General features: G+C 70.9%; 26 protein-coding genes. 4 read left to right on the top strand and 22 right to left on the bottom strand.

Annotation, left to right across the window (positions count from 1 at the left end; genetic code table 11):
* Positions 1-60 precede the first annotated feature (60 nt).
* The 8 genes from npdG to PH190_RS10015 all read right to left on the bottom strand — a co-directional run bounded on the left by npdG (position 61) and on the right by PH190_RS10015 (position 7355).
* A complete protein-coding gene (gene npdG, locus PH190_RS10050; RefSeq protein WP_274231364.1) occupies positions 61-738 on the bottom strand; it encodes an NADPH-dependent F420 reductase in 678 nt (225 codons plus the stop codon).
* Entirely contained in the window at positions 735-1769 is a 1035-nt protein-coding gene (gene dmpG, locus PH190_RS10045) for a 4-hydroxy-2-oxovalerate aldolase (protein WP_274231363.1), read from the bottom strand. The genes npdG and dmpG overlap by 4 nt, the downstream gene beginning before the upstream one ends.
* Entirely contained in the window at positions 1766-2740 is a 975-nt protein-coding gene (locus tag PH190_RS10040) for an acetaldehyde dehydrogenase (acetylating) (protein WP_274231362.1), read from the bottom strand. The genes dmpG and PH190_RS10040 overlap by 4 nt, the downstream gene beginning before the upstream one ends.
* A complete protein-coding gene (locus PH190_RS10035) occupies positions 2737-3516 on the bottom strand; it encodes a 2-keto-4-pentenoate hydratase (RefSeq protein WP_274231361.1) in 780 nt (259 codons plus the stop codon). Before PH190_RS10035 ends, PH190_RS10040 begins: the two co-directional genes overlap by 4 nt.
* A gap of 186 nt (positions 3517-3702) precedes the next feature.
* Positions 3703-4575 carry an alpha/beta fold hydrolase gene (locus tag PH190_RS10030; RefSeq protein WP_274231360.1) on the bottom strand — a complete coding sequence of 291 codons (873 nt, stop codon included), beginning with the start codon at positions 4573-4575 and terminating at the stop codon, positions 3703-3705.
* On the bottom strand, positions 4572-5186 hold the full coding sequence (locus PH190_RS10025; protein WP_274231359.1) for a cysteine hydrolase family protein: 615 nt from the start codon (positions 5184-5186) through the stop codon (positions 4572-4574). Before PH190_RS10025 ends, PH190_RS10030 begins: the two co-directional genes overlap by 4 nt.
* A 37-nt stretch (positions 5187-5223) precedes the next feature.
* Positions 5224-6297: an LLM class flavin-dependent oxidoreductase gene (locus tag PH190_RS10020; RefSeq protein WP_274231358.1), complete on the bottom strand. Its 1074-nt coding sequence runs from the start codon at positions 6295-6297 to the stop codon at positions 5224-5226.
* Positions 6298-6359: 62 nt separating this feature from the next.
* Positions 6360-7355 (bottom strand): 3-carboxyethylcatechol 2,3-dioxygenase, encoded by a 996-nt coding sequence (locus PH190_RS10015; RefSeq protein ID WP_274231357.1) that lies wholly within the window; start codon positions 7353-7355, stop codon positions 6360-6362.
* Positions 7356-7633: 278 nt separating this feature from the next.
* Here PH190_RS10015 and PH190_RS10010 point away from each other — a divergent pair, with 278 nt between their 5' ends.
* Positions 7634-8278 (top strand): GntR family transcriptional regulator, encoded by a 645-nt coding sequence (locus PH190_RS10010; protein WP_274231356.1) that lies wholly within the window; start codon positions 7634-7636, stop codon positions 8276-8278.
* Positions 8279-8758: 480 nt separating this feature from the next.
* On the opposite strand, the gene PH190_RS10005 is transcribed toward PH190_RS10010, so the two are convergent.
* The 3 genes from PH190_RS10005 to PH190_RS09995 are packed head-to-tail and all read right to left on the bottom strand — an operon-like array spanning position 8759 to position 11093.
* Positions 8759-9190 carry an MGMT family protein gene (locus PH190_RS10005; protein WP_274231393.1) on the bottom strand — a complete coding sequence of 144 codons (432 nt, stop codon included), beginning with the start codon at positions 9188-9190 and terminating at the stop codon, positions 8759-8761.
* A gap of 5 nt (positions 9191-9195) precedes the next feature.
* Complete coding sequence (locus PH190_RS10000) at positions 9196-10287, bottom strand: DNA alkylation repair protein (protein ID WP_274231355.1); 1092 nt, start codon at positions 10285-10287, stop codon at positions 9196-9198.
* A 14-nt stretch (positions 10288-10301) separates the two neighbouring features.
* Complete coding sequence (locus PH190_RS09995; RefSeq protein WP_274231354.1) at positions 10302-11093, bottom strand: MerR family transcriptional regulator; 792 nt, start codon at positions 11091-11093, stop codon at positions 10302-10304.
* 78 nt (positions 11094-11171) lie between these two features.
* Between PH190_RS09995 and PH190_RS09990 the strand changes: the two genes are divergently transcribed.
* Together PH190_RS09990 and PH190_RS09985 are read left to right on the top strand one after the other, a co-directional pair.
* On the top strand, positions 11172-11534 hold the full coding sequence (locus PH190_RS09990) for a nuclear transport factor 2 family protein (protein ID WP_274231353.1): 363 nt from the start codon (positions 11172-11174) through the stop codon (positions 11532-11534).
* Positions 11535-11540: 6 nt separating this feature from the next.
* Positions 11541-12326 (top strand): SDR family oxidoreductase, encoded by a 786-nt coding sequence (locus PH190_RS09985; RefSeq protein WP_274231352.1) that lies wholly within the window; start codon positions 11541-11543, stop codon positions 12324-12326.
* Between the two features lie 900 nt (positions 12327-13226).
* On the opposite strand, the gene PH190_RS09980 is transcribed toward PH190_RS09985, so the two are convergent.
* Genes PH190_RS09980 through PH190_RS09930 form a run of 11 tightly spaced genes read right to left on the bottom strand, consistent with a single transcriptional unit; the run spans position 13227 to position 24871 of the window.
* Complete coding sequence (locus tag PH190_RS09980; RefSeq protein ID WP_274231351.1) at positions 13227-13643, bottom strand: PaaI family thioesterase; 417 nt, start codon at positions 13641-13643, stop codon at positions 13227-13229.
* The gene (locus tag PH190_RS09975; RefSeq protein ID WP_274231392.1) at positions 13640-14998 is read right to left on the bottom strand and encodes an NAD(P)/FAD-dependent oxidoreductase; all 1359 of its coding nucleotides are present in this window, start codon (positions 14996-14998) and stop codon (positions 13640-13642) included. Before PH190_RS09975 ends, PH190_RS09980 begins: the two co-directional genes overlap by 4 nt.
* A 51-nt stretch (positions 14999-15049) precedes the next feature.
* A complete protein-coding gene (locus PH190_RS09970; RefSeq protein WP_274231350.1) occupies positions 15050-16261 on the bottom strand; it encodes an acetyl-CoA C-acetyltransferase in 1212 nt (403 codons plus the stop codon).
* On the bottom strand, positions 16258-17079 hold the full coding sequence (locus tag PH190_RS09965; protein WP_274231349.1) for an enoyl-CoA hydratase/isomerase family protein: 822 nt from the start codon (positions 17077-17079) through the stop codon (positions 16258-16260). The genes PH190_RS09970 and PH190_RS09965 overlap by 4 nt, the downstream gene beginning before the upstream one ends.
* A gap of 30 nt (positions 17080-17109) precedes the next feature.
* Complete coding sequence (locus tag PH190_RS09960) at positions 17110-18744, bottom strand: class I adenylate-forming enzyme family protein (RefSeq protein ID WP_274231348.1); 1635 nt, start codon at positions 18742-18744, stop codon at positions 17110-17112.
* 44 nt (positions 18745-18788) lie between these two features.
* On the bottom strand, positions 18789-19997 hold the full coding sequence (locus tag PH190_RS09955; RefSeq protein WP_274231347.1) for an acyl-CoA dehydrogenase family protein: 1209 nt from the start codon (positions 19995-19997) through the stop codon (positions 18789-18791).
* Positions 19994-20914 carry a 3-hydroxyacyl-CoA dehydrogenase family protein gene (locus tag PH190_RS09950; RefSeq protein ID WP_274231346.1) on the bottom strand — a complete coding sequence of 307 codons (921 nt, stop codon included), beginning with the start codon at positions 20912-20914 and terminating at the stop codon, positions 19994-19996. Before PH190_RS09950 ends, PH190_RS09955 begins: the two co-directional genes overlap by 4 nt.
* A 5-nt stretch (positions 20915-20919) precedes the next feature.
* Complete coding sequence (locus PH190_RS09945) at positions 20920-21696, bottom strand: enoyl-CoA hydratase-related protein (protein WP_274231345.1); 777 nt, start codon at positions 21694-21696, stop codon at positions 20920-20922.
* A complete protein-coding gene (locus PH190_RS09940) occupies positions 21693-22898 on the bottom strand; it encodes an acyl-CoA dehydrogenase family protein (RefSeq protein WP_274231344.1) in 1206 nt (401 codons plus the stop codon). The genes PH190_RS09945 and PH190_RS09940 overlap by 4 nt, the downstream gene beginning before the upstream one ends.
* Positions 22899-22928: 30 nt before the next feature.
* Complete coding sequence (locus PH190_RS09935) at positions 22929-23675, bottom strand: SDR family NAD(P)-dependent oxidoreductase (RefSeq protein ID WP_274231343.1); 747 nt, start codon at positions 23673-23675, stop codon at positions 22929-22931.
* A gap of 35 nt (positions 23676-23710) precedes the next feature.
* Positions 23711-24871, bottom strand: a complete 1161-nt coding sequence (locus PH190_RS09930) for an acyl-CoA dehydrogenase family protein (protein WP_274231342.1) — start codon at positions 24869-24871, stop codon at positions 23711-23713.
* Between the two features lie 127 nt (positions 24872-24998).
* Between PH190_RS09930 and PH190_RS09925 the strand changes: the two genes are divergently transcribed.
* Positions 24999-25628 (top strand): TetR/AcrR family transcriptional regulator, encoded by a 630-nt coding sequence (locus PH190_RS09925; protein ID WP_274231341.1) that lies wholly within the window; start codon positions 24999-25001, stop codon positions 25626-25628.
* Positions 25629-25715: the final 87 nt, after the last annotated feature.

Raw genomic sequence — 25715 nt, 5'->3', positions numbered from 1 at the left:
GTCTCCAGGTCGTGCTCGAGGAGGTCTTCGGAGGTGGCGCGGCGCTGATGGCGTCGCAGCTCAGAGGTCGGTGATCTTGATGCCGGCGTGGACCTTGTAGCGGCGGTTGATCGCGATGAGGTTCGCGGTCAGGCACTCCACCTGGTAGGCGTTGCGCAGCCGCCCGCCGTAGATCCCGCGCATGCCGGGGATGGCGTCGGCGAGGGCGCGGACGACGTCAGTGGCGTCGCGGTCGTCGCCCAGGACGAGGACATCGCAGTCGACCTCGGACTGCTCGAGGTCGGCGAGCAGCACCGCCGAGACGTTGTGGAACGCCGCCGTGACCCGGGACTGCGGAAGGAGGTGCTCGGCCTGCTGGGCGACGCTGCCCTCCTCGACCGGCAGCGGGTACGGACCCTTCTTGTCGAACCCGATCGGGTTGACGCAGTCGACAAGAATCTTGCCCGTTAGTGGTGCAGCCAGGCTGCGCAGCGTCTCGGCGTGCGACTCCCACGGGATCGCGGCGAGCACGACGTCGGACTCGGCGGCGCAGGTGGCGTTGTCGGTGCCCCGAACGTGGTCGACACCGGTGGCCTCGCGGTACTCCTTGGCGGCGACCTCGGCGCGACCGGCGTCGCGGGATCCGATGACGACGCTGATGCCGGCACAAGCCCAGCGCAGGGCCAGGCCCTTGCCCTGGGCGCCGGTGCCGCCCAGCACCCCGACGGTGAGCGTCGTCGGGTCGATCTGTGCCGTCATGCGGCACCCCGCTCGGTCACGAGGTCGAGCGCGACGTCGACGATCATGTCTTCCTGGCCGCCGACGAGCCCGCGCCGTCCGATCTCGGCGAGGATGTCGCGGGTGTCGAGCCCGTAGTGGGCGGCGGCGTTCTCTGCGTGGCGCAGGAAGCTGCCGTAGACGCCCGCGTAGCCGAGGGTCAGCGTCTCGCGGTCGACACGCACCGGCCGGTCCTGCAGCGGGCGAACGAGGTCGTCGGCGGCATCCTGCAGGGCGAACAGGTCGCAGCGGTGGGTCCAGCCGTGGATGTTCGCGACGGCGACGAAGGCCTCGATCGGGCAGTTGCCGGCGCCGGCGCCTTGACCGGCGAGGGAGGCGTCGACGCGGGTGACGCCGTTCTCGACGGCGACGACGGAGTTGGCGACCGAGAGCGAGAGGTTCTCGTGGGCGTGGATGCCGATCTGGGTGACCGGCTCGAGGACGTCGCGGTAGGCGCGGATGCGGTCGCGGACGTCGTCCATGGTGAGGCGGCCGCCGGAGTCGGTGACGTAGACGCAGTGGGCGCCGTAGGACTCCATGAGCTTGGCCTGCCGGGCGAGCTCCTCGGCGGGAGCCATGTGGCTCATCATGAGGAAGCCGGAGACGTCCATGCCCAGCTCGCGGGCGGTGGCCACGTGCTGGGCGGCGACGTCGGCCTCGGTGGCGTGGGTGGCGACCCGTACCGAGCGCACCCCGAGGTCGTAGGCGCGACGCAGCTCGGCGATGGTGCCGATGCCGGGCAGCAGCAGCGTGGTCAGCACCGGGCTGTTCTCGGCGGCGTCGATCGCCTCGGCCGCGGCGCTGATCCATTCCCAGTCGGTGTTCGAGCCGGGCCCGTAGGTCAGGCTCGCGCCGGCGAGCCCGTCGCCGTGGGAGACCTCGATGGCGTCGACGCCGGCGTCGGCCAAGGCGCGGGTGATGGTGCCGACGGTCTCGGGGGCGAGGCGGTGGCGGATGGCGTGCATGCCATCCCGCAGGGTCACGTCCTGGACGTAGAGGTTCGGGGTGCTCATGAGGCGCTCCGGGTGGCGAGTTCCTCGCCGACGCGCAGGGCGGCCGAGGTCATGATGTCGAGGTTGCCGGCGTAGGCCGGGAGGTAGTGCGCGGCGCCCTCGACCTCGAGGAACACCGACACCTGGTGGGTCGGGCGGTGCTCGGAGGCGGCGTGCTCGCCGATGAGCGTGTGCAGGGCCTGGTCGTCGGGGACGGGCCGGACCTGGACGGCCTGCTTGAGGCGGTAGCCGGGCACGTACTCGGCGACGGTCTTGACCATCGCCTCGACCGCTGCCGTGATCTCCGCGGCGAGGACCTGCTCATCCGGCGGGTTCGTGGCGTCGCCGACGAGGCAGAGCACCGTGTCGCGCATGATCAGCGGCGGGTCGGCGGGGTTGAGGACGATGATCGCCTTGCCGCGCTCCGCGCCGCCGACGTGCTCGATCGCGGCCGCGGTGGTCTCGGTGAACTCGTCGATGTTCGCCCGGGTGCCGGGGCCGGCGGACTTCGAGGCGATCGACGCGACGATCTCGGCGTACGGCACCGGGGCCACCGAGGAGATCGCAGTGACGATCGGAATCGTGGCCTGGCCGCCGCAGGTCACCATGTTGACGTCGGTGACGTCTCCGGCGTCGACCAGCGATTCGAGGTTCACCGGCGGCACGACGTAGGGGCCGATCGCCGCGGGCGTCAGGTCGACCAGGCGCTTGCCGTGCGGGTGCAGCAGCTCGGCGTTGGCGACGTGCGCCTTGGCGGACGTGGCGTCGAAGACGATGTCGATGTCGTCGAAGCCCTCGAGCTCGACGAGCCCCTGCGCGCCGGTGTCGACCGCGGCGATGCCGAGGCGCCGGGCCCGGGCGAGTCCGTCGGAGTCGGGGTCGATGCCGACCAGTGCCGCGACCTCGAGCTTCTCGGAGAGCCGAACGATCTTGAGCATGAGATCGGAGCCGATGTTGCCCGAGCCGATGATGGCGACCTTCGTGGTGGTCATGAGTGCTCCCGGGAGGAGGGGGTGAAGCGGGCGGCGACGGAGCCCAGGCCGGTGATGTCGGCCCGGAAGGTGTCGCCGGCGGCGACCGGCACCATCGGTCCGAGGGCGCCGGCGAGGACTACCTGGCCGGCGCGCAGCGGGTCGCCGAAGCGGACGGCCGTACTGGCGAGCCAGGCCAGTGCCCGGAGCGGGCTGCCCAGGCAGTCGGCGCCGTGTCCGGCGGAGACCTGCTCCGCATCGGCCGCGTCGCCGCGCATCATGGTCATCGACACTGCGGCGAGGCCGGCGTCGAGGTCGGGCCCAAAGAGGTCAGGCTCTGCACGGTCAGTGCCGAGCACGTAGAGCCCGGACGAAGCGTTGTCGGCGACCGTGTCCCCGAAGGAGATGTCCCACCCGGCTACGCGAGAGTCCACGATCTCCAGCGCCGGGACCACCGCGGCGATGGCGTCGGCCAGCTCCTCGGCTCGGAAGGTCCCGTCCGCGGTGGGGCTGTGCAGGTCCTTTGCCAGCACGAACGCGACTTCGGCCTCGATCTTGGGTTGCAGCAGCCTCGTGGTCTCCACGCCGCTGCGCGTGGCGTCGGCGGTGACGTCCATGTCGGCGTAGAGCACGCCGAAGTCGGGCTGATCGACTCCGAGCTGGGCCTGGACGGCCGGCGCGGTGAGACCGATCTTGCGGCCCGCGACGCGCCGTCCGGCAGCCAGTGCGCGCTCGTGGAGGACGCTCTGGACCGCGTAGGCGGCGCGCACGTCGTCGCGCCCGATCAGGTCGCGCACCGGCGGGCACGGCCGGCGCTCGTCGGCGGCCGAGATCAGTCGGGCGGCCGCGTCCAGGACGGCGGCCTGGTCGACATGCGCGGCGGAGCTGGGGGACGACACCGAGGCGTCCTTCCTGACAGATATCGGGTGGGACCGGCGCGGCCAGTCCCCGGTGTGGAGCGACCGGGGACGGGCGGGTCCTGGTCAGTCCTCGAGGAACGCCAGGACGAGGTCGGTGAAGTGCTCGGACTGCTCCCACTGGGGCCAGTGGCCGGCCCCGGTGATGACCTCGAACCGTGCGTCAGGGATCTTCTCGGCCATGTCCATGCCGGTCTTGGCCGGTCCGGACGGGTCGTCGCTGGTCCAGACCACGAGGGTCGGTCCGGGCACGGCGGCGAGGTCCTCGTCGGTGACCATGTTGCGGCGGCGAATGTCGGGGTCCTGGAGGCACAGGATGTGCCGGGCGGACTCGGCGTAGCCGGGGCGGGCGTAGAGGGTGCGTCGGACGTCGACGAGCTCGTCGGTGACGGTGGCGTTGTCGGCCATCAGCCACTCGAGCCGGGCCCGCACCTGCTCAGGGGTCGGGTCGTCGGCCGCGGCCTGGGACAGGCTGCGGATGCGCTCCATGACCTCGGGGGTGGCCATGGTGCCGCCCGGGGTGTTGAGCACGCTCTTGGCCACCCGCTGCGGGTGGGCGGCGGCGAACTTGATCGCCACCCAGCCGCCGAGGGACTCCCCATTCAGGTGGGCCTTCTCGACACCCAGCTCGTCGAGTAGTCCGGCGAGGTGCTCGACGTAGGTGTCGAGCTCGAGGTCGACCTTGGCGTGAGTCGTGCCGCCGTGACCGGGGAAGTCGTAGGCGATGACGTGGTAGCGCTCGGCGAAGCGGGCGATGTTGTGGGTGTAGGCCTCGAGGTGCCCACCGGTGCCGTGCATGAGCACGAGCGCTTCCGGGTTGCCCTGACCGGCTTCGAGGACACGGGTGTCCCAGTCGCCGACCTGGACCCACCGCACCGTGTGCGGGACGAGCTTGAGGGTGTTCCAGATGGAGAGCTTCTCGGTGTCCGCTGCGGTCACGCCGGCACCGCCGCCCTCTCCAGCGCCGCCTCGACCTCGTTGACCGTGACGACCTCGCCCAGCAGGCCGAAGGTGTCGAGGGTGGCCTGGTGGGCCTCATCGGAGGCCGCGGAGCAGGCGTCGGAGACGACGATGGTGCGGTAGCCGAGGTTGACTGCCTCGCGGGCGGTGCCCTCGACCGAGACGTTGGTGGCGACACCGGCGAGCACGACGGTCGTGATGCCCTTGCCGCGCAGCAGGACGTCGAGCTCGGTGCCGTGGAAGCCGGTGAGGCGCTGGTGGTCGACGACGTGCTCGCCGGCCTGCGGAGTGAGCTCGGGGACGATCTCGGCTCCGGGCTTGCCGTCCTCGACCGCGCCGGTCTGGGCGACGACGCCGAGCAGCGGGCAGTTGACGACGAGGTCGGGGTGACCAGGCTTGAACACCACGCGGGTGTAGACCGGGGTGGCGCCGGCGCCGCGTGCGGCGTCGAGCAGCCGGCCGACCTGGCGGATGATCTGCCCGCGCTCCACGCCCTCGCCGAAGAACTGCCCGAAGGCGCCCTCGTGGGTGACGACGTCGTTGATCATGTGCACGGCCACCACGGCGGTCGTGCGGGGGTCGAGTTCCATCGTCGGACCTCTTTCTGCTGGTGGTGGGTCGGCCGGCTCAGAGGCGAGCGATGATCGAGTTGCCGATGTTGTCGATGTCGGTGGTGGCCCGGAACGGGTTGGAGATGAACACCGAGACGATGTCGACGCCGTTCTCGTACATCAGCTGAGTCTTCTCCAGCAGCTGGTCGGGGGTGCCGTAGAGGCACCAGTAGTCGACGAGCTCCTTGGTGATCAGCGGCCGGTGCGAGGGGTCGAGGCCGCGCAGGTACTTCGACCACACGTCGAGGTGGTGCGGCGGGTTCGGGTCGTTCGGGTCACCGAGGTAAGCCATCGCGGCCTTGGTGGAGGCATCGACGATGGGCTGGCCGAGCTCCTCGACGTGCTGGGCCATCAGCCCGGAGTTGGTGATGCAGGAGCTGATCGGGCCCGAGCCGAAGCCGTTGTCGACCGCGTCCTGCCAGTCCTCTCCGTTCTCGAGCTGGTAGAACCACGCCAGCCCGGCCAGCTTCACCGAGCCCGGGGGGCGGCCGGCGTCGGCGACGCCCTTGTCGATCTCGCGGCGGATCAGCTGGATCATCTCGGGCTGCGGACCCAGGCAGTAGCAGATGACGTCCGCGGTCTGGGCGGCCAGCCGCAGGCCGCGCGGCCCGCCGGCGGCGATCCAGGTCTTGATCGGGTCGGAGTCGTTGTACCAATAGCCGTTGTGGTCGAGGAACTCCACCTCGCGGGTCTCGCCGCGCCAGGTGAACTCGGTCCGCTCGCCGGCCATGAGCTTCTGACCGACCCGGATCGCCTGGTCGAGGTCCTTGATCGTCGCCGGCTTCGAGCCCATCGAGCGCAGCGCGTTGTTCGCGGTACCGATGCCCATGAACGTCCGGCCCGGGGCCAACGCGTTGAGGGTGGCGTGGGAGTTGGCGGTGACCGGGGCGATGCGGGTCAGCGGGTTGGTCACCCACGTCCCCAGGTTGATCGTCGAGGTCTGCTGGGAGGCCAGGGCCAGGTACTGGTAAGGGTCGGAGAACAGCAGCGGGCCGTCTCCGACGCCGAAGTGGGTGGCGCCGGCGTCTTCGGCCTGCTTCACGAGCCCGACCGAGTCGATCTTCGCGCAGGTTCCTACGCAGAACTCCATGACTGCTCCTTCGCCGGTCCGCTCGTGGTGAGTGGCCCGTCCTGAGATGGGAGATCGGCGCGTCAGGCGCCGGTGGTGGTGCTGTGGGCCCTGGCCATGGCTAGGTGGGCCTGGCCGGCGGTCGGGGTGGCGGTGGTGACCGCGAACCCGGCGATCCACTCGCGGATCGGTTCGTAGAAGCGGGTGCCGACCTCGTAGGGGCCGGCGGCGGCGAGCGCGGCGTAGGCCGCGATCCAGGTGCGGACCTCGTGCGAGGAGTTGCCGGCCTGCTCCTGGAACCAGGCGTTGGTCCAGCGGTCCACGTCGGCGAGGCGGCCCGAGACCAGGGTGTCGAGGACGAGCTGGTCCCACTCCGGGTTGAGGTCCTGCAGCGTCGTGGGGTCCTCGGCGAAGCGCTGACCCGCGACGATCACGCGCTCCTGCCGAGCGGCACGCGCTTCCGGGGTCGGGTTGCGGCCGTCGATCAGGCCCTCGGCCACCTCGGGGGTGGCCGAGGCGAGCTGGGGGACCGGCGGGTCGTGCGACAGGCCGCCGGAGGCGAGCAGCAGCACGCGGCGGTCCAGACCGGCGGCGAAACCGCCTATCGCGTCGCCCAACAGGCGGGCACGGCGCGCCGGTCCCAGCGGTACTGCCACCCCGTTGATGAACACCGGGATCACCGGCGGGCAGCGGTGGAAGCTACCGAAGAGGAACTCCAGGGGCTGGACCAGCCCGTGGTCGACCTTCATCCGCTCGGAGACCGCGACGTCGACCTCGGCGTCGAGCACCGCGCCGGCCATCGCCAGGGCGGTGTCGTGCTCGACCGGCAGCGGGCCGGCGACGGTGTCGTAGTCGCCGATCGAGGTCGCCGCGGTGCCGATGCAGAACGGCGGCATCAGGTCGTAGAAGAAGCCGTTGTAGTGGTCCGGGCCGATCACGACCACCAGGTCCGGCTCGTAGGCGGTGACGAACGCCCGGGCCTCTTCGCGGGCCACGTCCACCCGCGCCCGCACCTCGCTGCGAGGCTCGTTGAGGCTCAGCAACGGCGAGTGGGACATCGCGCACAGCGCCAATGCCATGGCGGCCACCTCCACAAACGGGAGCCGAACGCTCCCCGTCGAGCAGCTGAAATGCTAGCGTGCCAATGCAAGGTAGCGCGGGCCTCTCCAGGCCTACAACCCCCACGTTGCGAGGAGCCGCGATGCCTGCCGATGACACCGAACCGGCCTTCGGTCGTCGCTACGGTGGGCTCGTGAGCGTTCCTGATCCCTCGCCGTCACCGGGCTCGACCCGGCGCCCGAGGCTGGCCTCAGCAACGACGGGTGGTCGACGCCCCACGGGCTCCCGGCTTTCGTCGGTGGTCTACGACGGGATCAAGGAGAGCCTGCTCGAGGGCGACCACGAGGCCGGCGAGCGCCTCTCGGTAGAGCAGATCGCCCAGGCGCACGGAGTCAGCAAGCAACCGGTCATGGACGCGCTACGGCGTCTGTCGATCGACGGTCTCGTCGAGATCATTCCCCAGGTCGGGGTCGAGGTGGCCCGCTACGCCCCCGAGGAGATCGACGACTTCTTCGAGCTCTTCGCCAGCGTCGAGTCGACCGCCGCCGGCCTGGCGGCTACCCGCCGTACCGAGGCTCAGCTCCGTGAGCTCGACACGGTCGGCGCCCGCATCGAGGCCCTCACCCACGACGACGACCCCGCAGCGAGGTCCCACGGCTACCGCGTCGCCAACCGGGAGTACCACGGCGTCATCCACACCATGGCCCACTCGCGAATCATCGTCGACTACGCCGCGCGCCTCTGGGACCTCAGCGACTTCCTCATCAACACCGGCCCCTCGGACCTACCGCTCCACAGTGCCCTCGAACAGCGCCATGCTGACCACGAAGCCGTCCGCGCCGCGCTGCACGAGCAGGACCCGGACGCCGCCGCGTTGCACATGAAGCGGCACATCCTCGACACCGTCGGCATCATCCGGAGCGAGCGCGCCGGCACGGCCTGATCGGCCGGCTTCCACGCGGGCGAGAACCTGTTGAGACACACACGTGACACGCCTCGTGACACGAAACGAGGGTCAGTGGCGTGCTCTGTGAGCACGAAGTGACGTCTCGCGAGGACGTTGGTGCTGGTAGAGGCCCTGGTCGACGTGGTCGATTCCCTTCGTTTCCACCCACTGTGACCAGCGAGAACCTGCGCCGAAACGATCGTACGTATCCGGACGTGGTACGAGATGACGGCGGTGCTCGTCGCCGACTCCCGTCACATCCGTTGACGGAGTTCACGGTTCGGCCGCCATGGCCGGCATGTGCGCGGCCGACGACGACGAACACCAACAGGGCGGTAGGGGGAGCCGTGGATTCGGTTCCTCCTGCACTACCTCCCATACCCACACGTTGTCTGCGCCGCCGGCGGCCTCCAGAGGTCGGCCCCTCGATCGCCCCCATGACCACTCCACAGCGGCCGAATGCGGCACGGTGTGCGATCAACGTGTGCAGCGCCCGCCCAGCCGCGGTTCGATCATCTCTTGCCGCTCCCTGGTCTGCCGGGTGCGTGTACTCGTTGCGCCTCCGGTCTCGTCCTCAGCACGAACCGCCCCGCTCCGACCCGCAGAAAGGGATGGTGAACTCGGGATGTGCCATATCGCAGCCGCGACGTCGACCGAGTAGGTCCCGTCGTCGGCCGTGTCCACAGGGGTCTTCTCCTCGAGGAAACGCTCGTACGCGGCGTGCTCGGCACCAGGAGCGGGACGACCGCTCGCGGTGACAACACGCCACCACGGCACAGCATGACCATCAGTCCTGAGCGCGTGACCCACGCTGCGCGCGGTCGCGCCCTCGACGACGTCGGCGATCGACCCGTAGGTCGTCACCCGCCCCGCCGGTATCGACTCCACGATCGCGAGAATCTGCTCCATCGCAGTCACGACATCTCCTCCGGGTCCATGAGTCGAAAGGTGTCGCGGCCGTAGGGTCGCCCGTTGACCTGCAGCTCGATTGCGTGTTCGCCGAGGTGGAAGGCCCGGGTCGTCCGAGCCCGGAACGAGTACGACGTGTCGACGAGGACCGTTTCAGCCGGTGCGATCGACCGAGACATGATCTTGAACACCTTGGGTCGCAGCACCCCGCGCGCTTTCCGGAAGTACATGATGTAGTCGATCGCGGTCCGCGCCGCGACGGTTCCGGTGTTGGTGATCCGCGCGGTGAACCGGACCTCCGCGCCCACGGGGACGTCGTGCTCGATGACCGACGGTCCGTCCACCTGGAAATCGGAGCCCTCGAACCCCATCAGCTCGAGGGCTCTCGGATGGCCCTTCTTGATCAACGTGCGCATCGCGTGACGGGCAACACGAGGCGTGTTCTCGTCCGGGTGGTCCAGCCAGCCCGCCACGATGTCGGCCGCGAGGTCGGGATCGTCTCGCGCGAGGTCGTTGACGTGGTTGGCCACCGACCGGCGCACGTACTCCGACTCGTCGGTGTAGAGCGCGTCGACGACGGCGCGGGTGACCCCGGGCCGGCGGACCAGCTCGGGGACGCCCCGGGCCCACGGCAGGTGGGAGCGCGTCCCCTCGCTCGCGAGTCGGCGCACGTGCAAATCCGGGTTCCGCGTCCATGCCGCGGCCACCTCGAGCGTCCGCTCGAGCCGGGCGTCGAGCATCCTGCGGATGGCGAACTCGCCGGACAACCGGGTGGTGAGCAGGGCGAGGACGTTCAGCGCGTCGTCGAAGCTCCGCGCGGACCCCGACGCCAGGGTCCGGTCGACGACGGCCTCCGAGACCGGCCACAGCATCCAGCCGGTGAACGTCTCGTCCTCGAACGCCGCGCGCACCATCGCGGCCGCCTCGTCGTACCCCGGAGGGAGATCGACCAGGAGGGCATCCCGCACGACGTCGACCCGTCGACGGAGCTTCTGATCCGCGACGCGACACGCCTCGAGCGCCGTCGGCTCGACGCCGACCTGCCTCAGCAGCCGCGCGAGCTGTCCGACAACGGCCCCGTCGATCATCTCGTCCATGGCTCCCACGACGATCAGCCGACCCGGAAGACCGGCCAGCCGATCTCGGTGCGCCACGCGCCCGGGTCGGGGGTGTCGCGCGGCCCGACCAGGTAGCGCTCCCGGACTCCGGCCGCCGACATCGCGTTCTCCACCACCCAGGTCCCGAGCTGGCCGTAGGTGACCTCGATGCCGTCGTGCTCGCCGACGTGGGTGGTGACGGCCAGTTCCACGGGCGGCAGGTCCGCGGGGTGCACGCGTCCGGTCCGAGGTGGCGCAGCGGTCGGCAGGTAGAGGAGCGCGTGACCGCGTTCCTGTTCGACGAGGGCGTCGTCATAGCTGCCGCCCGGTGGCCCGGTCGCAGCGGCGCCGACGGCCGCCTCCAGTTCGGCCATCGCGCCCTCGTACCAGGCCGCCACGTCGTCAGGCCCGACGACGCCCTCTACCGCCGCGACCGTCCGGGCGGGCTCCGCCCGCAGCTCGACATCGATCGGGGCGGGGTCGGGCCGGAGCAGGCGGCGCAGCGAGACCACCGCAGCCCGGGTGCGGGCGAGCTCGTCCTCCAGGCGTTGCAGGTGGTCCGCGACCAGCGTTGCCCGAACGCCGGGGTCAGGAGTCCGCAGGATCCGCTGGACGTCGCTCAGGGGGACGTCCAGTTCGCGGAGCCGGTGGATGACCGGGGCGGTCGGGATCTGGTCCACGCCGTAGTAGCGGTATCCGGTGGCCTCGTCCACGACGGCGGGTTCCAGCAGGGTCGCCTCGTGATACCGACGCAGGGTGCGCACGCTCAGGTGCGTCAGCTGCGAGAACTCCCCGATGGTCAGCACCCCTGCAGCCTGGACCCTCTCCCCGGGGGAGGGTCCACGGCTTGACCTTCCCGCGCCGCGAACTCGCACGGTGGGCGCATGACACAGCACACCGACGTCCCGTCCGAGGCAATTCCGGCCACCGTGCGCGACTTCATGGCCGCCCACGTCGTCCACGACGACGACACCGCCTCGTCGTTCTTCACCGACGACGTGGTCCTCGTCGACGTGGGCGAGACCGTCCGCGGCCGCGAGCAGGTCCACGCGTTCCTGCGGGACGCCGGGTCACAGTTCGAGTTCACGACCGAGCAGATCGGGGCCCACCGCGTCGACGACACCCACGCCGTGGTCACCGTGCGGCTCGAGGGGACGTTCCCGGGCGGCGTCGCCGAGCTCGACTACCGGTTCACGCTGCGGGACGACCTCATCGCCGAGCTCGTCATCGCCAACCACGAGGACTGATCGTCAGTGGAGAGAACCGATCGCGATCGCCTCGACGGTCGCCGGGCCCTCGTCACGGGCGGCTCGAAGGGCACGGGGAAAGCCGTGGTCGAGAGGCTGCGCGAGATGGGGGCCGACGTGTACACGACGGCCCGGACGATGCCCGACGGCTACGACCGACCCGACCGCTTCATCGCGGCGGACACGTCCACGACGGCCGGCACCGACGCCGTGGCGGCTCGCATCGCCACCGGCGGCGCACTCGACATCCTGGTGCACGTCGTCGGAGGTGCGTCGACGCCGCCCGGTGGCTTCGCGGTCATCACCGACGACCAGTGGCTCGTCGAGCTGAACCTGAACCTCCTGGGTGCGGTGCGGCTCGACCGGGCGCTCCTGCCGGCCATGGTCGAGTCCGGGTCGGGCGTGGTGGTGCACACCACGTCGATCCAGCGCGAACTACCGCTCTACGACGCGTCGCTCGCGTACGCGGCGGCGAAGGCCGCCCTGCGCACGTACAGCAAGGGACTCGCCAACGAGCTCGCACCACGGGGGGTCCGCGTCAACGCCATCAGCCCGGGCGGGATCGAGACCGAGGCCTACGAGACCTTCGTGGACCGGATCGCCGAGGGCAACGGCCTCACCCGGGACGCCGCCAAGCAGACGATCTACGACTCCCTCGGGGGCGTGCCCCTGGGACGGTTCGCGCACCCCGAGGAGATCGCGGATCTGATCGGGTTCCTGGTCTCGGACCGCGCCTCGGCGATCGTCGGCGCCGAGTACGTGATCGACGGCGGAACCGTTCCGACAGTCTGAGCCCGGTGCGACTCACTTTGGGCGCACAACCGCTTGCACAGCGATAGAGGGTCGAACCTTGCCATGCGCGTTGATCGCTGACCTGCGACCTGGACAGTCGCGGTCGATCGCCATCAGGGAGCCCGAGAACGTAGGGCGAGATGCCGACCAGGTGGAGGATCTGCATGTGGTCACCGGGTCTCCTGGCGGCGAGTGGACGCGCCAACCCACCGCTTCGTGGCACGCCTCGTGGCACGAAACCAGAGCTACCGGCGATGCGGAGGAGCACCGAGTGACGGCCCGCGCGGACATCGTCGCTGGCAGAGGCCCTGGTCAACGTGGTCGTCCATCTTTGCGAGGCGGGGGTTGAGGGTTCGATTCCCTTCGTCTCCACCCACCGTGATCTACCAAGCGCTCTGACGGCGACGTCGCGGAGGGTCATGTCGGCTGTGGCGTGACGCGGAACGGGACGCCATTCGGTGGCACGGCCACCCCGTGCGAGCGAGTTCTGGTCGCCCGACCAGCACCTTCTCGATGCGCGACCGCCGTCGAGGGTGCGCTGACCGGGACGCACCCCGTGACGCGGGATCGAAACGGTGCCGGGAGCCGGGACAGGTGGATGGAGCGCGGACACGAGGTCGGGCGGCCGTGGCCGTCCCGCGCTGCTGCTGTCCGGACTGCCGACGCGAGAGGCCGGCGGCGAGCTCCACGCCGGAGCGGAGTCCGAGCTTGCTCTGCCCGCCCACGTCGCCGCCCGACCAGCGCAGCACCTGATGACGCTGCGGCCAACACTCCGCCACCATGCGCTCGCCGTCGCGCCGGTGGGGGCTTGCCGCGATGTTGTTCACCACGGTCCTCAACAAGAGCTCGGGTCGGAGGGAGCTGAGGTGCGGGCCCCGACAGGTGGGTGGCGCAGGGTTGCTACGCGTCCTCGGGCAGGGGCAGGTTCTGCAGCCTCAGCTGTCCCCGGGCTACCAGCTTGCCGTCCCTGAGGCGGGTGATGGAGACCTGCCACAGCTGCTGGGTTCGGCCTTGGAAGACGGGCTCGGCGAGCACCTCGACCTCGTCGGCGGTGACGGGGCGGAGGAAGTCGGTGGTGTTGCTGGTCCCGACCGCGTACATGCCGCGTTCGGCCACCGCGGCACACGCACCCTCGCTGGCTACCCCCTCCACGGCGATGGCGTAGATCCCTCCGTGGACACGCCCGAACGGTTGGTGGTGCGCCTCGCCGAGGCTCAGCGTCGCCCGGACGCGCGAGCCGGAGCGTTCGTGGAGCCGGTAGCCCATCGACGTGCGGATCTGCTCGACGATCGGTCCCGACGGCAGCGGTTCGATCATGGCCTGACCGTGCCCCTCTCCCGGCGCTCGGGACCGACCCCCGCGCGCTCGCGGCGGCGCCGAATCCCCGTCCGGGCCAACTGGTCGCGGGCGGTCTCCTCGGGGACCAGGCTCACGACGCTGATCAGCCGTTCCCGGCGGTTGCGGGCGATCATCGTCCACAGCCAGCGGGCGACCGCTTCGAACCGGTTGCCCCAGCCCACCAGGTAGGCCAGGTGCACCACGCCCCACACGAGGAAGGCCGGGAATCCCGTGAGCCGGATCTTGCCGATCTGGGCGACGGCATGGGTCCGGCCGACGATCGCCATCGCCCCCTTGTCCCGGTACCGGAACGGCCGCGGAGTGGGGGCGCCGGCCAGGCGAGCGCCGATGACCTCGGCGACATAGCGGCCCTCCTGGATCGCGGGTTGTGCCACTCCGGGTACTCCGGGGAGGGAGACCATGTCACCGATGGCGAAGATCTCGGGGTGGCCGGGGACCGTGCAGTTCGGCGAGACGAGGAGGCGTCCGGCTCGGTCGGTCTCGGCTCCCGCGGCTTCGGCGAGTCGTTCGGCCAGGGGCGAGGCCTTCACACCCGCCGCCCAGATGACCGTCTTTGCGGTGATCCGGTGGTGGCTCCCGGTGTCGTCGGCGATCTCGATGCCCTCGGGATCGATGGTCGTGACCGGGGCGGACGTCTGCACCTCGACGCCGAGCTCGTGCAGGTCTTCCCGGGCACGCTGTTGCAGCGGCCGGGCGAACGGACCGAGAACGGTGGGCGCCGCGTCGAGCAGCAGGACCCTCGCGCTGGTGGTGTCGATGCTGCGGAACTCGGCCGGCAGGAGCCGGTGGGCGAGGATTCCGACCTGCCCGGCGAGCTCCACCCCGGTGGGGCCGGCGCCGACGATGGCGAAGGTGAGCCACGCCTCCCGCTCGGCCGGTGTGTCGGCCTGCTCGGCCATCTCGAAGGCACCCAGCACCCGGCTGCGCAGGCGGTTCGCGTCGTCGAGGCTCTTCATGGCGAGCGTGTGTGCTTCCCACTCGTCACGACCGAAGTAGGAGTGGGTCGCTCCCGCCGCGACGATCAGGGTGTCGTAGGGCACCTCGATGCCGTGGTCCGCGACACCGTGCACGACCCGTCGGTCGAGGTCGAAGCCGTCGACCTGTGCCAGCTGGACGCGCACGTTGGGCCTGTTCCGGAAGATGCTGCGCAGGGCCGGGGCGATCTGACCGGGGGAGAGGACACCGGTCCCCACCTGGTAGAGCAGCGGTTGGAAGAGATGATGGTTGGTGCGGTCGATGAGGGTGATGTCGACGGGGAGGTGGCTGAGGGCGTGCGCGGCGCGCACGCCCCCGAACCCGCCACCGACGATCACGACCCGGTGTCGGTCTCCGGAGGGCGGCTGGGACACGATGTTCCTGCCTCCTCAGGTGACGCGCTCGAAGACGGCCGCGAGACCCTGCCCACCGCCGATGCACATCGTCTCCAGGCCGTAGCGGGCGCTGCGGCGGTCCATCTCCCGGGCCAGGGTGGCGAGGATGCGCACACCGGTGGCCCCGACGGGGTGACCTAGCGAGATGCCCGAGCCGTTGGGGTTGACCCGCTCGTCGGCGACCGGGTCGATGCCCCACTGCTGGGCCACGGCCAGCACCTGGGAGGCGAAGGCCTCGTTGAGCTCGATGACGTCGAGGTCCTCGAGCCCGAGACCGGCGCGGTCGAGGGCGGCCGCGGTGGCGGGGACCGGCCCGATCCCCATGGACTGGGGGCGGACGCCGGCCAGGCCCCACGAGACCAGCCGCACGAGGGGGCGCAGCCCCAGCTGCTCGGCGCGCTCGGGGGTGGTCACCAGACAGGCGGCGGCGCCGTCGTTCTGGCCGCTGGCGTTGCCGGCGGTGACGGTGGCCCCCTCGTCGCTCCGCCCGAGGATCGGGCGCAGCGCGGCCAGCTTGTCCAGCGAGGTGTCGGGCCGGATGTGCTCATCGGCGTCGACCACGGTGTCCGACTTCCGCCCCCGCACCGTGACCGGCACCAGCTCGTCGGCGAAGCGCCCCTCCTTCTGGGCGGCCGCCGCGTTCTCGTGCGAGCGCACGGCGAGCCGGTCCTGGTCCTCCCGCGAGATGGCGAATTCGCGACGGACGTTCTCGGCGGTCTCGAGCATGCCGCCGGGCACCTCGTGGTGGCGCCCGCCCGCGGTCACCCGGCCCACGGACAGCGCGTCCTTGAGCTCGATGGTGCCCGCCTTGACACCCCATCGCGGCTGGTGCGAGTAGTGCGCGGCACCGGACATGCTCTCGGCGCCGCCGGCGAGCACCAGCGACGCACCGCCGGTCTGCACCGCCATCGCCGCGTAGAGCACGGCCTGCAGGCCGGATCCGCAGCGCCGGTCGACCTGGATGCCGGGGACGTCGATGTCGAGTCCCGCGTCCAGCGCCGCCACCCGGCCGATGGCCGGGGCGTCCATGGTGGGGTAGCAGTGGCCGAAGACGACGTCGTCGACGTCCGTCGACGCGATCCCGGTGCGCGCGACGAGCTCGCGCACGACCGTCGAGGCCAGGTCCTGGACCGGGACGTCGCGCAGGCCGCCGGCGAAGGCGCCGACCGGGGTGCGGACGGGTTCGCAGATCACCGCGTCGGTCATGAGGGAACCCCTGAGGACTGCGCTGCAGCGGAGGGGAAGCGGGGTTCGCGCTTCTCGCGCAGTGCGGCGGCACCCTCGACGACGTCGGGGCCCATGAAGCAGAGCATCTCGTAGGCCGCGGACGCGTCGAAGGTCGGTCCGGCGGTGCGCAACCAGCTGTTGAGCGAGCGCTTGGTCAGCCGGATGGCCTGCTGGGCGCCGGTGGCCAGGGTCTGCGCGACCCGCAGTGACTCGTCGAGCACCTGGTCGCGCGGCAGCGCCTTGGCGACCATGCCGATCCGCTCGGCCTCGGCGCCGGTGAGCATCTCGCCGGTGAGCAGGTAGTAGCGGGCCTTGGCCATCCCGGCCAGCAGCGGCCAGATGATCGCGGCGTGGTCGCCGGCGGAGACGCCCAGCTTGACGTGGCCGTCGCCGAGCTTGGCGTCCTCGGCACAGATGGCGATGTCCGCGAGCAACGCGATCACGACGCCGGCGCCGACGGCGACCCCGTTGATCGCCGACACGATCGGCTTCTCGCAATTGATGATGTTGTAGACGAGGTCGCTCATCTCGGTGAGCATGTGGGAGACCCGCTCGTGGTCGCCGGCCAGCCGCTCGACCATGGCCAGGTCCCCGCCGGCGGAGAACGCCTTGCCCGCGCCGGTGATGACCGCGACGCGTGTCTCGGGGTCGGTGGAGACGTCGTTCCAGACCCGGGCGAGCTCGCCGTGGAGCTGCTCGTCGGTGGCGTTGTACTTGTCGGGACGGTTGATGGTGATGAGCAGGACGCCGTTGTCCTGGCGCTCGAAGTCGAGCTGCTGGTAGTCGGAGAAGGTCATGGCAGTGCTCCTCTGCGGTCGTCGGGTCGGTCAGGGGGTCTCGAACAGGCCCTGGGCGTCGTCCTCGACGGCCTGGGCCCGGGCGCGGTAGTGGACCTTCTTGCCGGTGGCGGTGAGCGGGAGCTCGTCGACGAACCGGTAGGCACGAGGCCGCTTGTAGGGGGCCAGCATCGGGTGCGCCCGGCAGTGGGCCTCGCAGTCGGCGGCGGTGAGGGACGGGTCGGCGCGGATGACATAGGCGACGACGCGCTGTCCCCAGGACTGGTCGGGAACGCCGATCACGAGGGAGTCGGTGATGCCCGGGTGCTCGTTGAGCGCTTCCTCGACCTGCACCGGGTGCACGTTCTCGCCCCCGGAGATGAGCATGTCGTCCTTGCGGCCGACGATCGTCACGTACTCCTCGGCGTCCCAGACGGCGAGGTCGCCGAGGTGGACCCAGCCGTCGTGGAACTTCTCCGCCTCCTGGGCCGGCGAGTTGACGTAGGCGTAGCCGGCCTTCGGGGACCGGACGATCACCTCGCCGACCTCCGTGCTGTCCTGGGCGACCCGCTCGTCGGGCCGACCCGGGCGGTCGTCGTGGACCTGGACGACGCGGACGTCGTCGTCGGTGGACGCGCGGCCCGCGGCACCGGCGTGGTCGGGCAGGTCGACCGGGCGCAGGAAGGTGTTCCAGAACGTCTCGGTGGTGCCGTATCCGTTGAAGATGCGGGGCGTGAGCAGCTCCTGGTAGCGCAGGCACGCCTCGCGCTCGAGCGGGGCGCCCATGGTGACGATGCCGCGCAGCGCGGAGAGGTCGCGGGGCCGGTCGGACTGGGCCCGGGCGAGCATCGCCAGGTTGGTCGGGGCACCGATGAGGTAGGTCAGCCCGTGCTCGGCGACCAGATCGAGGCAGCGCTCCGGATCGAACGCGCGCATCGGCACGACCTCGGCGCCCAGGTAGAACACAGGGTTGGGCCCGCCGGAGTACAGCCCGCCGCGGTGGAACCAGGGCGTCATGTTCAGCGTGCGGTCCTCGGGGGACAGCGGGAAGTGCATGATCACGTCATGGGCGCTGAAGATCTCGACCATGCTGTTGAGCGGGACGCCCTTGGGCATGCCGGTGGTGCCGGAGGTGTAGAGCCGGGTGGTCTCGTCGTAGACCGTGCGCGTTGCTGCCGGCACGGGCTTGCCGGGCGTGACCAGCTCCTCGAACGGGATCGCTCCCGGCAGGGGCGCGCCGGGACCGACCGCGGCGATCACCGCGGGACGGTGCCGGGCGCGCTCCAGTGCGGCCGCGACCATGTCCGAGAGCTCGGTGTCGTACACGAAGACGGTGGGTTGGCTGTCGTCGAGGACGTGCGCGGTCTCGCCGGCGGCGAGTCGGAAGTTGACCGGCGAGCCCACCGCGCCGCAGGCCTGGGTGGCCAGGTAGAGCTGGGCGAACTCGGGACCGTTGAAGAGCTGGTGGACGACGACGTCGCCGGGGCGCACGCCGGTCGCGGCCAGCCCGGCGGCCAGGGCGTCCACCCGGTGGCCCAGCTCGGCGTAGGTCCAGCGGTCGCCGGTCGCGGGGTCGGTCATCGCGACCCGGCCGGCGTAGCGGCGGGTGTTGCGGCGGAAGCCGGCGAGGTAGGTGAACTCGCGTTCGAAGTAGTTCCGGTAGGCGGTCGGGTCGTAGGTGAACATGGCAGCGTCTCTTCGTCGAGGGTGGTCCGGGTGGAGCGGGCGGGTCAGGTGAAGGCGGAGATGCCGGTGAGGTCGCGACCGACGATCAGGGACTGGATCGAGTCGGTGCCCTCGTAGGTGTGCACGACTTCCATGTCGGTCAGGTGCCGGGCGACGTGGTGCTCGATGAGCAGCCCGTTGCCGCCGAGGATGTCGCGGGCGTCGAGGCAGACCTGCCGGGCCTTGCGGGCGTGGTGCATCTTCGCCAGCGAGGCCATCGGGCCGGTGAGACGGCCCTGTTCCTGCAGGTCGGCCATGCGGAAGCAGTAGAGCTGCATCGCGGTGATCTCGGCGAGCATCTCGGCGAGCTTGTGCTGGACGAGCTGGAAGCTCGCGATCGGCTTGCCGAACTGCTGGCGTTCCCCCGCGTACGCCAGCGCGATCTCGTAGGCGGCGATCGCGTGACCCAGCGATTCCCAGGCGGCCCCGCCACGGGTGGAGGTCAGGACCCGGGTGGCGTCGCGGAACGACCGGGCCTCGTCGAGCTTGTTCTCCACCGGGACCCGCACGCCGCGCAACGTGATGTCGGGCTGCCACACGGCACGCTTGCCGATCTTGCCGGTGATGAGGTCGGCGGAGTAGCCGTCGGGGTAGCGGCCGTCGGTGTCCTTCTCCACCACGATGGCCTTGACCCGGCCGTCCTCGACGTCCCGGGCCCACACGACGACGACGTCGGCGAAGCTGGCGTTGCCGATCCAGCGCTTGGCGCCGTCGAGCACCCAGTGGTCACCGTCGCGGCGGGCGGTGGTCTCGAGACGGACGGCGTCCGAGCCGTGCCCGGGCTCGGTCAGGGCGAACGCCCCGATCACGTCCAGGGCTGCCATGCCGGGCAGCCACCGCTGCTTCTGCTCCTCGCTGCCCAGCAGCGCGATCGAGCCCATCGCGAGCCCGGTCTGCACACCGAAGAAGGTGTTGACACTCCCGTCGCCGCGCGCCAGCTCCCGGGTCAGGACGCCGGCCGCGAGGCGGCTGAGCCCCGGGCAGCCGTAGCCGGAGATCGTCGACCCGACGAGCCCCAGCTGCGCGATCTTCGGCACCAGCTCGAACGGGAACTCGGCCCGGTCCCAGTAGTCGTTGATGACCGGCAGCAGGTCGCGGTCGACGAACCCCCGCACGCGGTCGCGGACGTCGCGCGCCTCGTCGGTGAGCAGCTCGTCGAGCAGGTAGTAGTCGCTGGAGGAGATCTCCGGAGAGCCGGAGGTGATGGTCGTCATCGTGGGGTCCCGTCGTCCTCGCGGGGGTACTGGGTGCCGTCGTCGGCGTAGCGGTAGAAGCCCAGCCCGGTCTTGCGGCCCAGCTCGCCGCGCTCGACGAGCTCGGTGACCGTGCGGCTGGGCCGGTCGGCCGGGTCCTCGGTCTCGGCGTAGCGGGCGAGCTTGGCCCGGTACCCGATGTCGATCCCGGTGAGATCCATGAGTTCGAACGGGCCCATCGGGTGGCCCAGCGCGGTGCGGCAGGCCGTGTCGATGTCCTGGACCGATGCGACGCCCTGCTCGAGCAGGGAGACCGCCTCGTCGCGGGCCGCACCGAGGATGCGGTTGGCGACGAAGCCGGGGACCTCCTTGCGCAGCACCACCGGGTCCTTGCCGAGCCGGCGGGCGAGCGCGGTGGTCGTGGCCACGGTCGCGGCGGACGTCTCGGGCCCGCCGACGACCTCGACGCAGCGCATCACCAGCGCCGGGTTGAAGAAGTGCATGTTGGCGACGCGGTCGGGCCGGGCGGTGGCGTCGGCGATCCGCGACGAGGCGATGGCCGAGGAGTTGGTGGTCAGGATCGTGTGCGCCGGCGCAAGGGCGTCGAGCCGGGCGAACACCTCGCGCTTGACCTCGAGGTCCTCCGCGGCGGCCTCGATGACGAAGTCGGCGCGCCGCGCCGCCGCGTCGAGATCGGTGGTGAAGCTCAGGCGCTCGAACGCCTCGGTCACGGCATCCGCGTCGCGCCGGCCCTTGGCGACGTCGCGGTCGAGCCGACGGCGCAGCTCGGCCGCGGCGCGGTCGAACGCCCCCGCGTCGAGGTCGAAGGCGGTCGCCCGGTAGCCCGCGAGCGCGCAGGCCATGGCGATCTGCGAGCCCATCGCGCCGCAGCCGACGACGAGGACGTCGTGCACCCCCGGTGTGTCCTGGCTGCTCATCGTCGTCACCTCCCCCGGAAGTCAGGTGTGCGCTTCTCGAGGAACGCCGCGGCGCCCTCGCGCTTGTCGTCGGTCGTGTAGAGCAGCGACTGGGCGAGGCGTTCCACGACCTGCCCCGTGCGCTGGTCGGCGTCCATCCCGGTCCGGATGACGAGCTTGGCCAGCCGGACCGCCAGCGGGCCCTTGGCGAGGATGCGGTCGGTGACGGTGCGGGTCTCGGCGAGCAGGTTCTCCGGTGCGACCACGGAGGTGACGAGCCCGGCCGACCTGGCCTCGTCGGCCTCGAGGAAACGGCCCGTCAGGATCAGCTCCATCGCCCGTCCGGTGCCGACGAGCCGGGCCAGCCGCTGCGTGCCGCCCGCTCCGGGCAGCACCGAGAGGTTGGTCTCGGGCAGGCCGAAGCGTGCGGTGTCCACCGCGATCCGGATGTCGCAGGACATCGCGAGCTCGCAGCCGCCGCCGAGGGCGAAGCCGTTGACCGCGGCGATGGTCGGCTTCTCGAACGCCTCGACGTCGTCGAAGAGCCGCTGCATCTCGGCGTCGAGTCCGGTCTGCGCCGTGTAGTGCTGCAGCTGGGTGATGTCGGCGCCGGCCACGAAGGCCCGCTCACCCGCGCCCGTGACGGCGACGACGCCCACCTGGTCGTCGTCGGCGAGTGCGGCGAGCGCTACCCGTAGGTCGGCCAGGACCTGGCGGTTGAGCGCGTTGCGCGCCTCGGGCCGGTCGACCGTGATCACGGCGAGTCGGTCGGCGACGTCGACGGTGATCGTCTCGTAGCTCATGGCTGGTGTCCCGCGCTGAAGGCGGGGATGCCGGTGATGGCTGCGCCCATGATCAGGGTGTGCACCTCGTCGGTGCCCTCGTACGTCCGCACGCTCTCCAGGTTGTTGGCGTGGCGCAGCGGGGAGTGGTCGAGGGTGATGCCGTTGCCGCCGAGCACCGTGCGTGCCTCCCGGCAGATGGCGATCGCCTCGCGCACGTTGTTCAGCTTGCCCAGCGAGATCTGCTGGGGACGCAGGGTGCCCGCGTCCTTGAGCCGCCCGGTCTGCAGGGCGACCAGGACGCCCTTCTGGATCTCCAGCACCATGTCGACGAGCTTCTGCTGGGTGAGCTGGAAGGCGGCGATCGGGACGCCGAACTGGCGACGCTCGAGGGCGTAGGCCAGCGCGTCCTCGTAGGCGTCGCGCGCCGCGCCCATGGCGCCCCACATGATCCCGAAGCGCGCCTCGTTGAGGCAGGAGAACGGCCCGCGCAGTCCTCGGGCGTCGGGGAGCACGGCGTCGGCGGGGAGCCGGACGTCGGTCAGCGTGATCCCGGCCTGGATCGAGGCGCGCATCCCGAGCTTGGGCTCGATCGCGGTGGCGGAGAACCCGGGCGTGTCGGTCGGGACCAGGAACCCCCTGATCGATGCTGCCCCCTCGCCGGCACCGTCGCCCTCGTTCGTCTTCGCCCAGATGACGGCGACGTCGGCGATCGTGGCGAGGCCGATCCAGCGCTTGGCTCCGTGGAGCACCCACCCGTCCTCGACGCGCTCGGCGTGCGTGGTCATGCTGCTCGGGTCGCTGCCTGCACCCGGCTCGGTGAGCCCGAAGCACCCGATGAGTTCCCCGGCGGCCATGCCGGGCAGCCAGCGCTGCTTGTGGTCCTCGGAGCCGAACTTGTGGATCGCGCTCATGGCCAGCGATCCCTGCACGCTGACGAAGGTGCGCAGCCCGGAGTCGCCGGCCTCGAGCTCCATGGCCGCGAGGCCGTACTCGACGGCGCTGCGGCCGGGGCAGCCGTACCCGCTCAGGTGCATGCCGAGCAGGCCGGCCTTGCCCATCTCCCGGGCGATCTCGCGGGAGAACTGGGCGTTCTCGTACCACTCGGCGATGTGGGGCTTGATGCGCTCCTGCACGAACGCGCGCACGCGGTCGCGGAGCTCGAGCTCGTCGGCCGAGAACAGGCCGTCGAGGTCGAGGTAGTCGTGGGCCAGCTCCGTCATGGTCGGTCTTCCTCCTCGCTGCCGGGACGGTCAGCTCATGGACAGGCCGCCGCTGACCGACAGCGTCTGACCTGTGATGTAGGCGGCCTCGTCGGAGGCGAGGAACGCGACGGCGTTGGCGAGATCGGCCGGCTGCGCGAGCCGGCGCAGCGGGATCGCCTTGATCAGGGCGTCGCGCAGCTTCGGGTTGCCCTCGACGACAGAGGCGAACAGGGCCGTGTCGGTCGGACCGGGGCACACGCAGTTGGCGTTGACCTGGTGGCGGGCCATCTCCCGCGCGGTGGTCTTGGTGAACGAGATGACCCCGCCCTTGGCCGCGGAGTACACCGCCTCACCCGCAGACCCGACCCGACCCGCGTCGGAGGCGAGGTTGACCACCGAACCCGAGCCCTGCTCCGCCATGATCGGGAGTACGGCCTTGGAGGTGTTCAGGACGCCGTAGAGGTTGATCTGGATGGCCCGGTCCCAGTCGGCGGGGTCGGAGTCGACGAACGGCCCCGCCTTGTCCCAGCCCGCGTTGTTGACCAGGACGTCGATCCGCCCGAACCGCTGGTGGGCCTGGGCGACCATCGCGTCCACCGACTCGCGGGAGGTGACGTCGGTGTGCAGCCCGACCGCGACTCCGCCCAGGGCGTCGGCGGTCTCCTTGGCCGTCGCTTCGTTGATGTCGGTGACGACGACCGTGGCGCCCTCGGAGGCGAGCTTCTCGGCGATACCTCGCCCGATGCCCTGTCCCGCCCCGGTGACGATCGTGATCTTGTCCTGCAGCTTGCCCATGGCTGTTCCTGGTCCTTCCTCGAGAGTTGGTGTCGTCACGGTGCGAGCTCGCGGCCCAGGTACTGCCGGGCGATGACGAGCTTCATGATCTGTGCGGTGCCGTCGCCGATCTGCAGCCCGAGCACGTCGCGCAGTCGCTGCTCGATGGGGAGCTCGGTGCGGTAGCCGTACTGGCCGTGCAGCAACAGGCACTGGTTGATGACGTCGTAGGCGGTCTTCGGGGCCCACCACTTGCTCATCGCGGCGTCCGCGGTGTGGGGCCGGCCGACGTCCTTGAGCCAGAGCGTCCGCAGGCACAGCAGCCGCGCCGCCGACAGCAGCGTCTCGGCCTCGGCCAGCGGGAACGCCACGCCCTGGTTCTTGCTCAGCGGACGGTCGAACGCGGTGCGCTCGCCCACGTAGCGCCACGTCTCGTCGACGGTCTGCTGCGCGCACCCGAGGCACTGCAGCCCGATGAGGGCGCGGCTGAAATCGAACCCCTGCATCACCTGGGTGAAGCCCCGGCCCTCCGCGCCCAGGAGGTGGTCGGCGGGGATGCGCACCCCGTCGAGGTGGGCCGCTCCCCGGCCGACCGCCGTGGTGCCCATGTCGGAGTACGGCTCGCGAGAGACTCCGGGTGCGTCGAGCGGTACCAGGAAGGCGCTGATGTCCTTGCCCCGGGACGGTGATGGTCCGGTCCGGGCGAACACGACGACCGCCGCCGCCTCCCCGGCGAACGACAGGGACTTCACGCCGTCGAGCACCCAGTCGGCGTCCTCCCCGGAGCCGTCGCGGCGGGCCGTGAGCGCAGGCATGCCCGCGTCCGACCCCGCCTGCGGCTCGGTCAGCCCGATCCCGACGATCTCCTCTCCGGCGCAGATCCGCGGTACCCACGCCTGAGCGATCTCCGGCGTCGCGTTGCCGGCGAGGATCTGGCCGACCAGCGACCCGACGACCTGCAGGTAGGCGACGTTGATGTCGCCCCGGCCGATCTCCTCGGTGACCACGCCGGCGGTGAGCCGGTCCAGACCTCGGCCACCGAGCTCTGTCGGCAGCTCCGGCGCGATGAGGCCGAGCCGGCCGATCTCACGGCGGAGCTCGGGGTCGATGCGCCCGCTGCGCTCCCGCGCCCGGTAGCCGGGCAGCAGCTCCTTCTCGGCGATGCCGCGAGCACGGTCGCGGTACTCGCGCTGCGTCTCGGTGAGCTCGAAGTCCATGGGGTGCCCCTTCGGTGTGTCTGATTGACGACCGTGGCAAACTTTGACCCGAGAGTCAATATAGTAGTCAAGATTTGACTTGGAAGTTAATGATCGCGATACTGTGGGGCATGGACGAGGAGGGCCGATGAGCAGTCAGCCGGTGGAGGACGCTGCGCCGGTCGGCCGTGTGCAGCGCAAGCGGGGACGCCGGGTCCAGGAAATCCTCTCCACGGCCGCCGAGCTGTTCGGCGAGCGCGGGTACGACGCGGTGAGCCTCGACGACGTCGCCGAACGGCTCGACGTCACCAAGGGGTCGCTCTACTACTACTTCCCCGGCAAGGACGAGCTGGCCGTGGCGGCGATCGAGACGCTCGGCGCCGACTGGACCGGGCGGCTCGAGCGGCTGGCCGCGACCGCCGAGGGCCCGCCCCACGAACGGCTGCGGGCCCTCATCCGTGAGCACGTCGCCATCGCCGTCGGCGAGTACCCGGCCGCGCTACGGCTCTTCCTCGTGCCGAGCACCTGGCCCGATGACCCGCGCGAGCGCATCAAGGAACTTCGCCGGCGCCACGACCAGGTGTTCCGCGGCGTCCTCGAGGAGGGCCTCGCTTCCGGGGAGTTCGCGGTCACCGGGTTGGAGACGACGCTGCAGTGCATGCACGCCGCGATGGCCCAGGCACCGCTGTGGTGCGGCGGGCTGGAGAGCGATGCGCGGGAGCGTGCTCTCGACGAACTCGCCGACACACTCGTGAAGCTCGTCGCCGCGGCGCAGTGAACGAGACGCGAGCCGAGGTGGGTATGACTCCTGGTCGTAGAACTCCCGGAACGCGGGCACGTCCCGAGCGACCACCCGTCGCAGGTG

This window comes from Actinomycetospora straminea, from assembly GCF_028737255.1.
Classification (GTDB): Bacteria; Actinomycetota; Actinomycetes; order Mycobacteriales; family Pseudonocardiaceae; genus Actinomycetospora; species Actinomycetospora straminea.
The sequence above is the reverse complement of the archived record's forward strand: the minus strand, read 5'-3'. Positions and strand labels throughout refer to the sequence as shown.

Bases quoted from the DNA above. Each gene is read 5' to 3' on its own strand.
- npdG (WP_274231364.1), bottom strand. From the start codon at position 738: ATGACGGCACAGATCGACCCGACGACGCTCACCGTCGGGGTGCTGGGC.
- dmpG (WP_274231363.1), bottom strand. From the start codon at position 1,769: ATGAGCACCCCGAACCTCTACGTCCAGGACGTGACCCTGCGGGATGGC.
- PH190_RS10040 (WP_274231362.1), bottom strand. From the start codon at position 2,740: ATGACCACCACGAAGGTCGCCATCATCGGCTCGGGCAACATCGGCTCC.
- PH190_RS10025 (WP_274231359.1), bottom strand. From the start codon at position 5,186: ATGGAACTCGACCCCCGCACGACCGCCGTGGTGGCCGTGCACATGATC.
- PH190_RS10020 (WP_274231358.1), bottom strand. From the start codon at position 6,297: ATGGAGTTCTGCGTAGGAACCTGCGCGAAGATCGACTCGGTCGGGCTC.
- PH190_RS10015 (WP_274231357.1), bottom strand. From the start codon at position 7,355: ATGGCATTGGCGCTGTGCGCGATGTCCCACTCGCCGTTGCTGAGCCTC.
- PH190_RS10005 (WP_274231393.1), bottom strand. From the start codon at position 9,190: ATGGAGCAGATTCTCGCGATCGTGGAGTCGATACCGGCGGGGCGGGTG.
- PH190_RS10000 (WP_274231355.1), bottom strand. From the start codon at position 10,287: ATGGACGAGATGATCGACGGGGCCGTTGTCGGACAGCTCGCGCGGCTG.
- PH190_RS09990 (WP_274231353.1), top strand. From the start codon at position 11,172: ATGACACAGCACACCGACGTCCCGTCCGAGGCAATTCCGGCCACCGTG.
- PH190_RS09980 (WP_274231351.1), bottom strand. From the start codon at position 13,643: ATGATCGAACCGCTGCCGTCGGGACCGATCGTCGAGCAGATCCGCACG.
- PH190_RS09970 (WP_274231350.1), bottom strand. From the start codon at position 16,261: ATGACCGACGCGGTGATCTGCGAACCCGTCCGCACCCCGGTCGGCGCC.
- PH190_RS09965 (WP_274231349.1), bottom strand. From the start codon at position 17,079: ATGACCTTCTCCGACTACCAGCAGCTCGACTTCGAGCGCCAGGACAAC.
- PH190_RS09960 (WP_274231348.1), bottom strand. From the start codon at position 18,744: ATGTTCACCTACGACCCGACCGCCTACCGGAACTACTTCGAACGCGAG.
- PH190_RS09955 (WP_274231347.1), bottom strand. From the start codon at position 19,997: ATGACGACCATCACCTCCGGCTCTCCGGAGATCTCCTCCAGCGACTAC.
- PH190_RS09950 (WP_274231346.1), bottom strand. From the start codon at position 20,914: ATGAGCAGCCAGGACACACCGGGGGTGCACGACGTCCTCGTCGTCGGC.
- PH190_RS09945 (WP_274231345.1), bottom strand. From the start codon at position 21,696: ATGAGCTACGAGACGATCACCGTCGACGTCGCCGACCGACTCGCCGTG.
- PH190_RS09940 (WP_274231344.1), bottom strand. From the start codon at position 22,898: ATGACGGAGCTGGCCCACGACTACCTCGACCTCGACGGCCTGTTCTCG.
- PH190_RS09935 (WP_274231343.1), bottom strand. From the start codon at position 23,675: ATGGGCAAGCTGCAGGACAAGATCACGATCGTCACCGGGGCGGGACAG.
- PH190_RS09930 (WP_274231342.1), bottom strand. From the start codon at position 24,871: ATGGACTTCGAGCTCACCGAGACGCAGCGCGAGTACCGCGACCGTGCT.
- PH190_RS09925 (WP_274231341.1), top strand. From the start codon at position 24,999: ATGAGCAGTCAGCCGGTGGAGGACGCTGCGCCGGTCGGCCGTGTGCAG.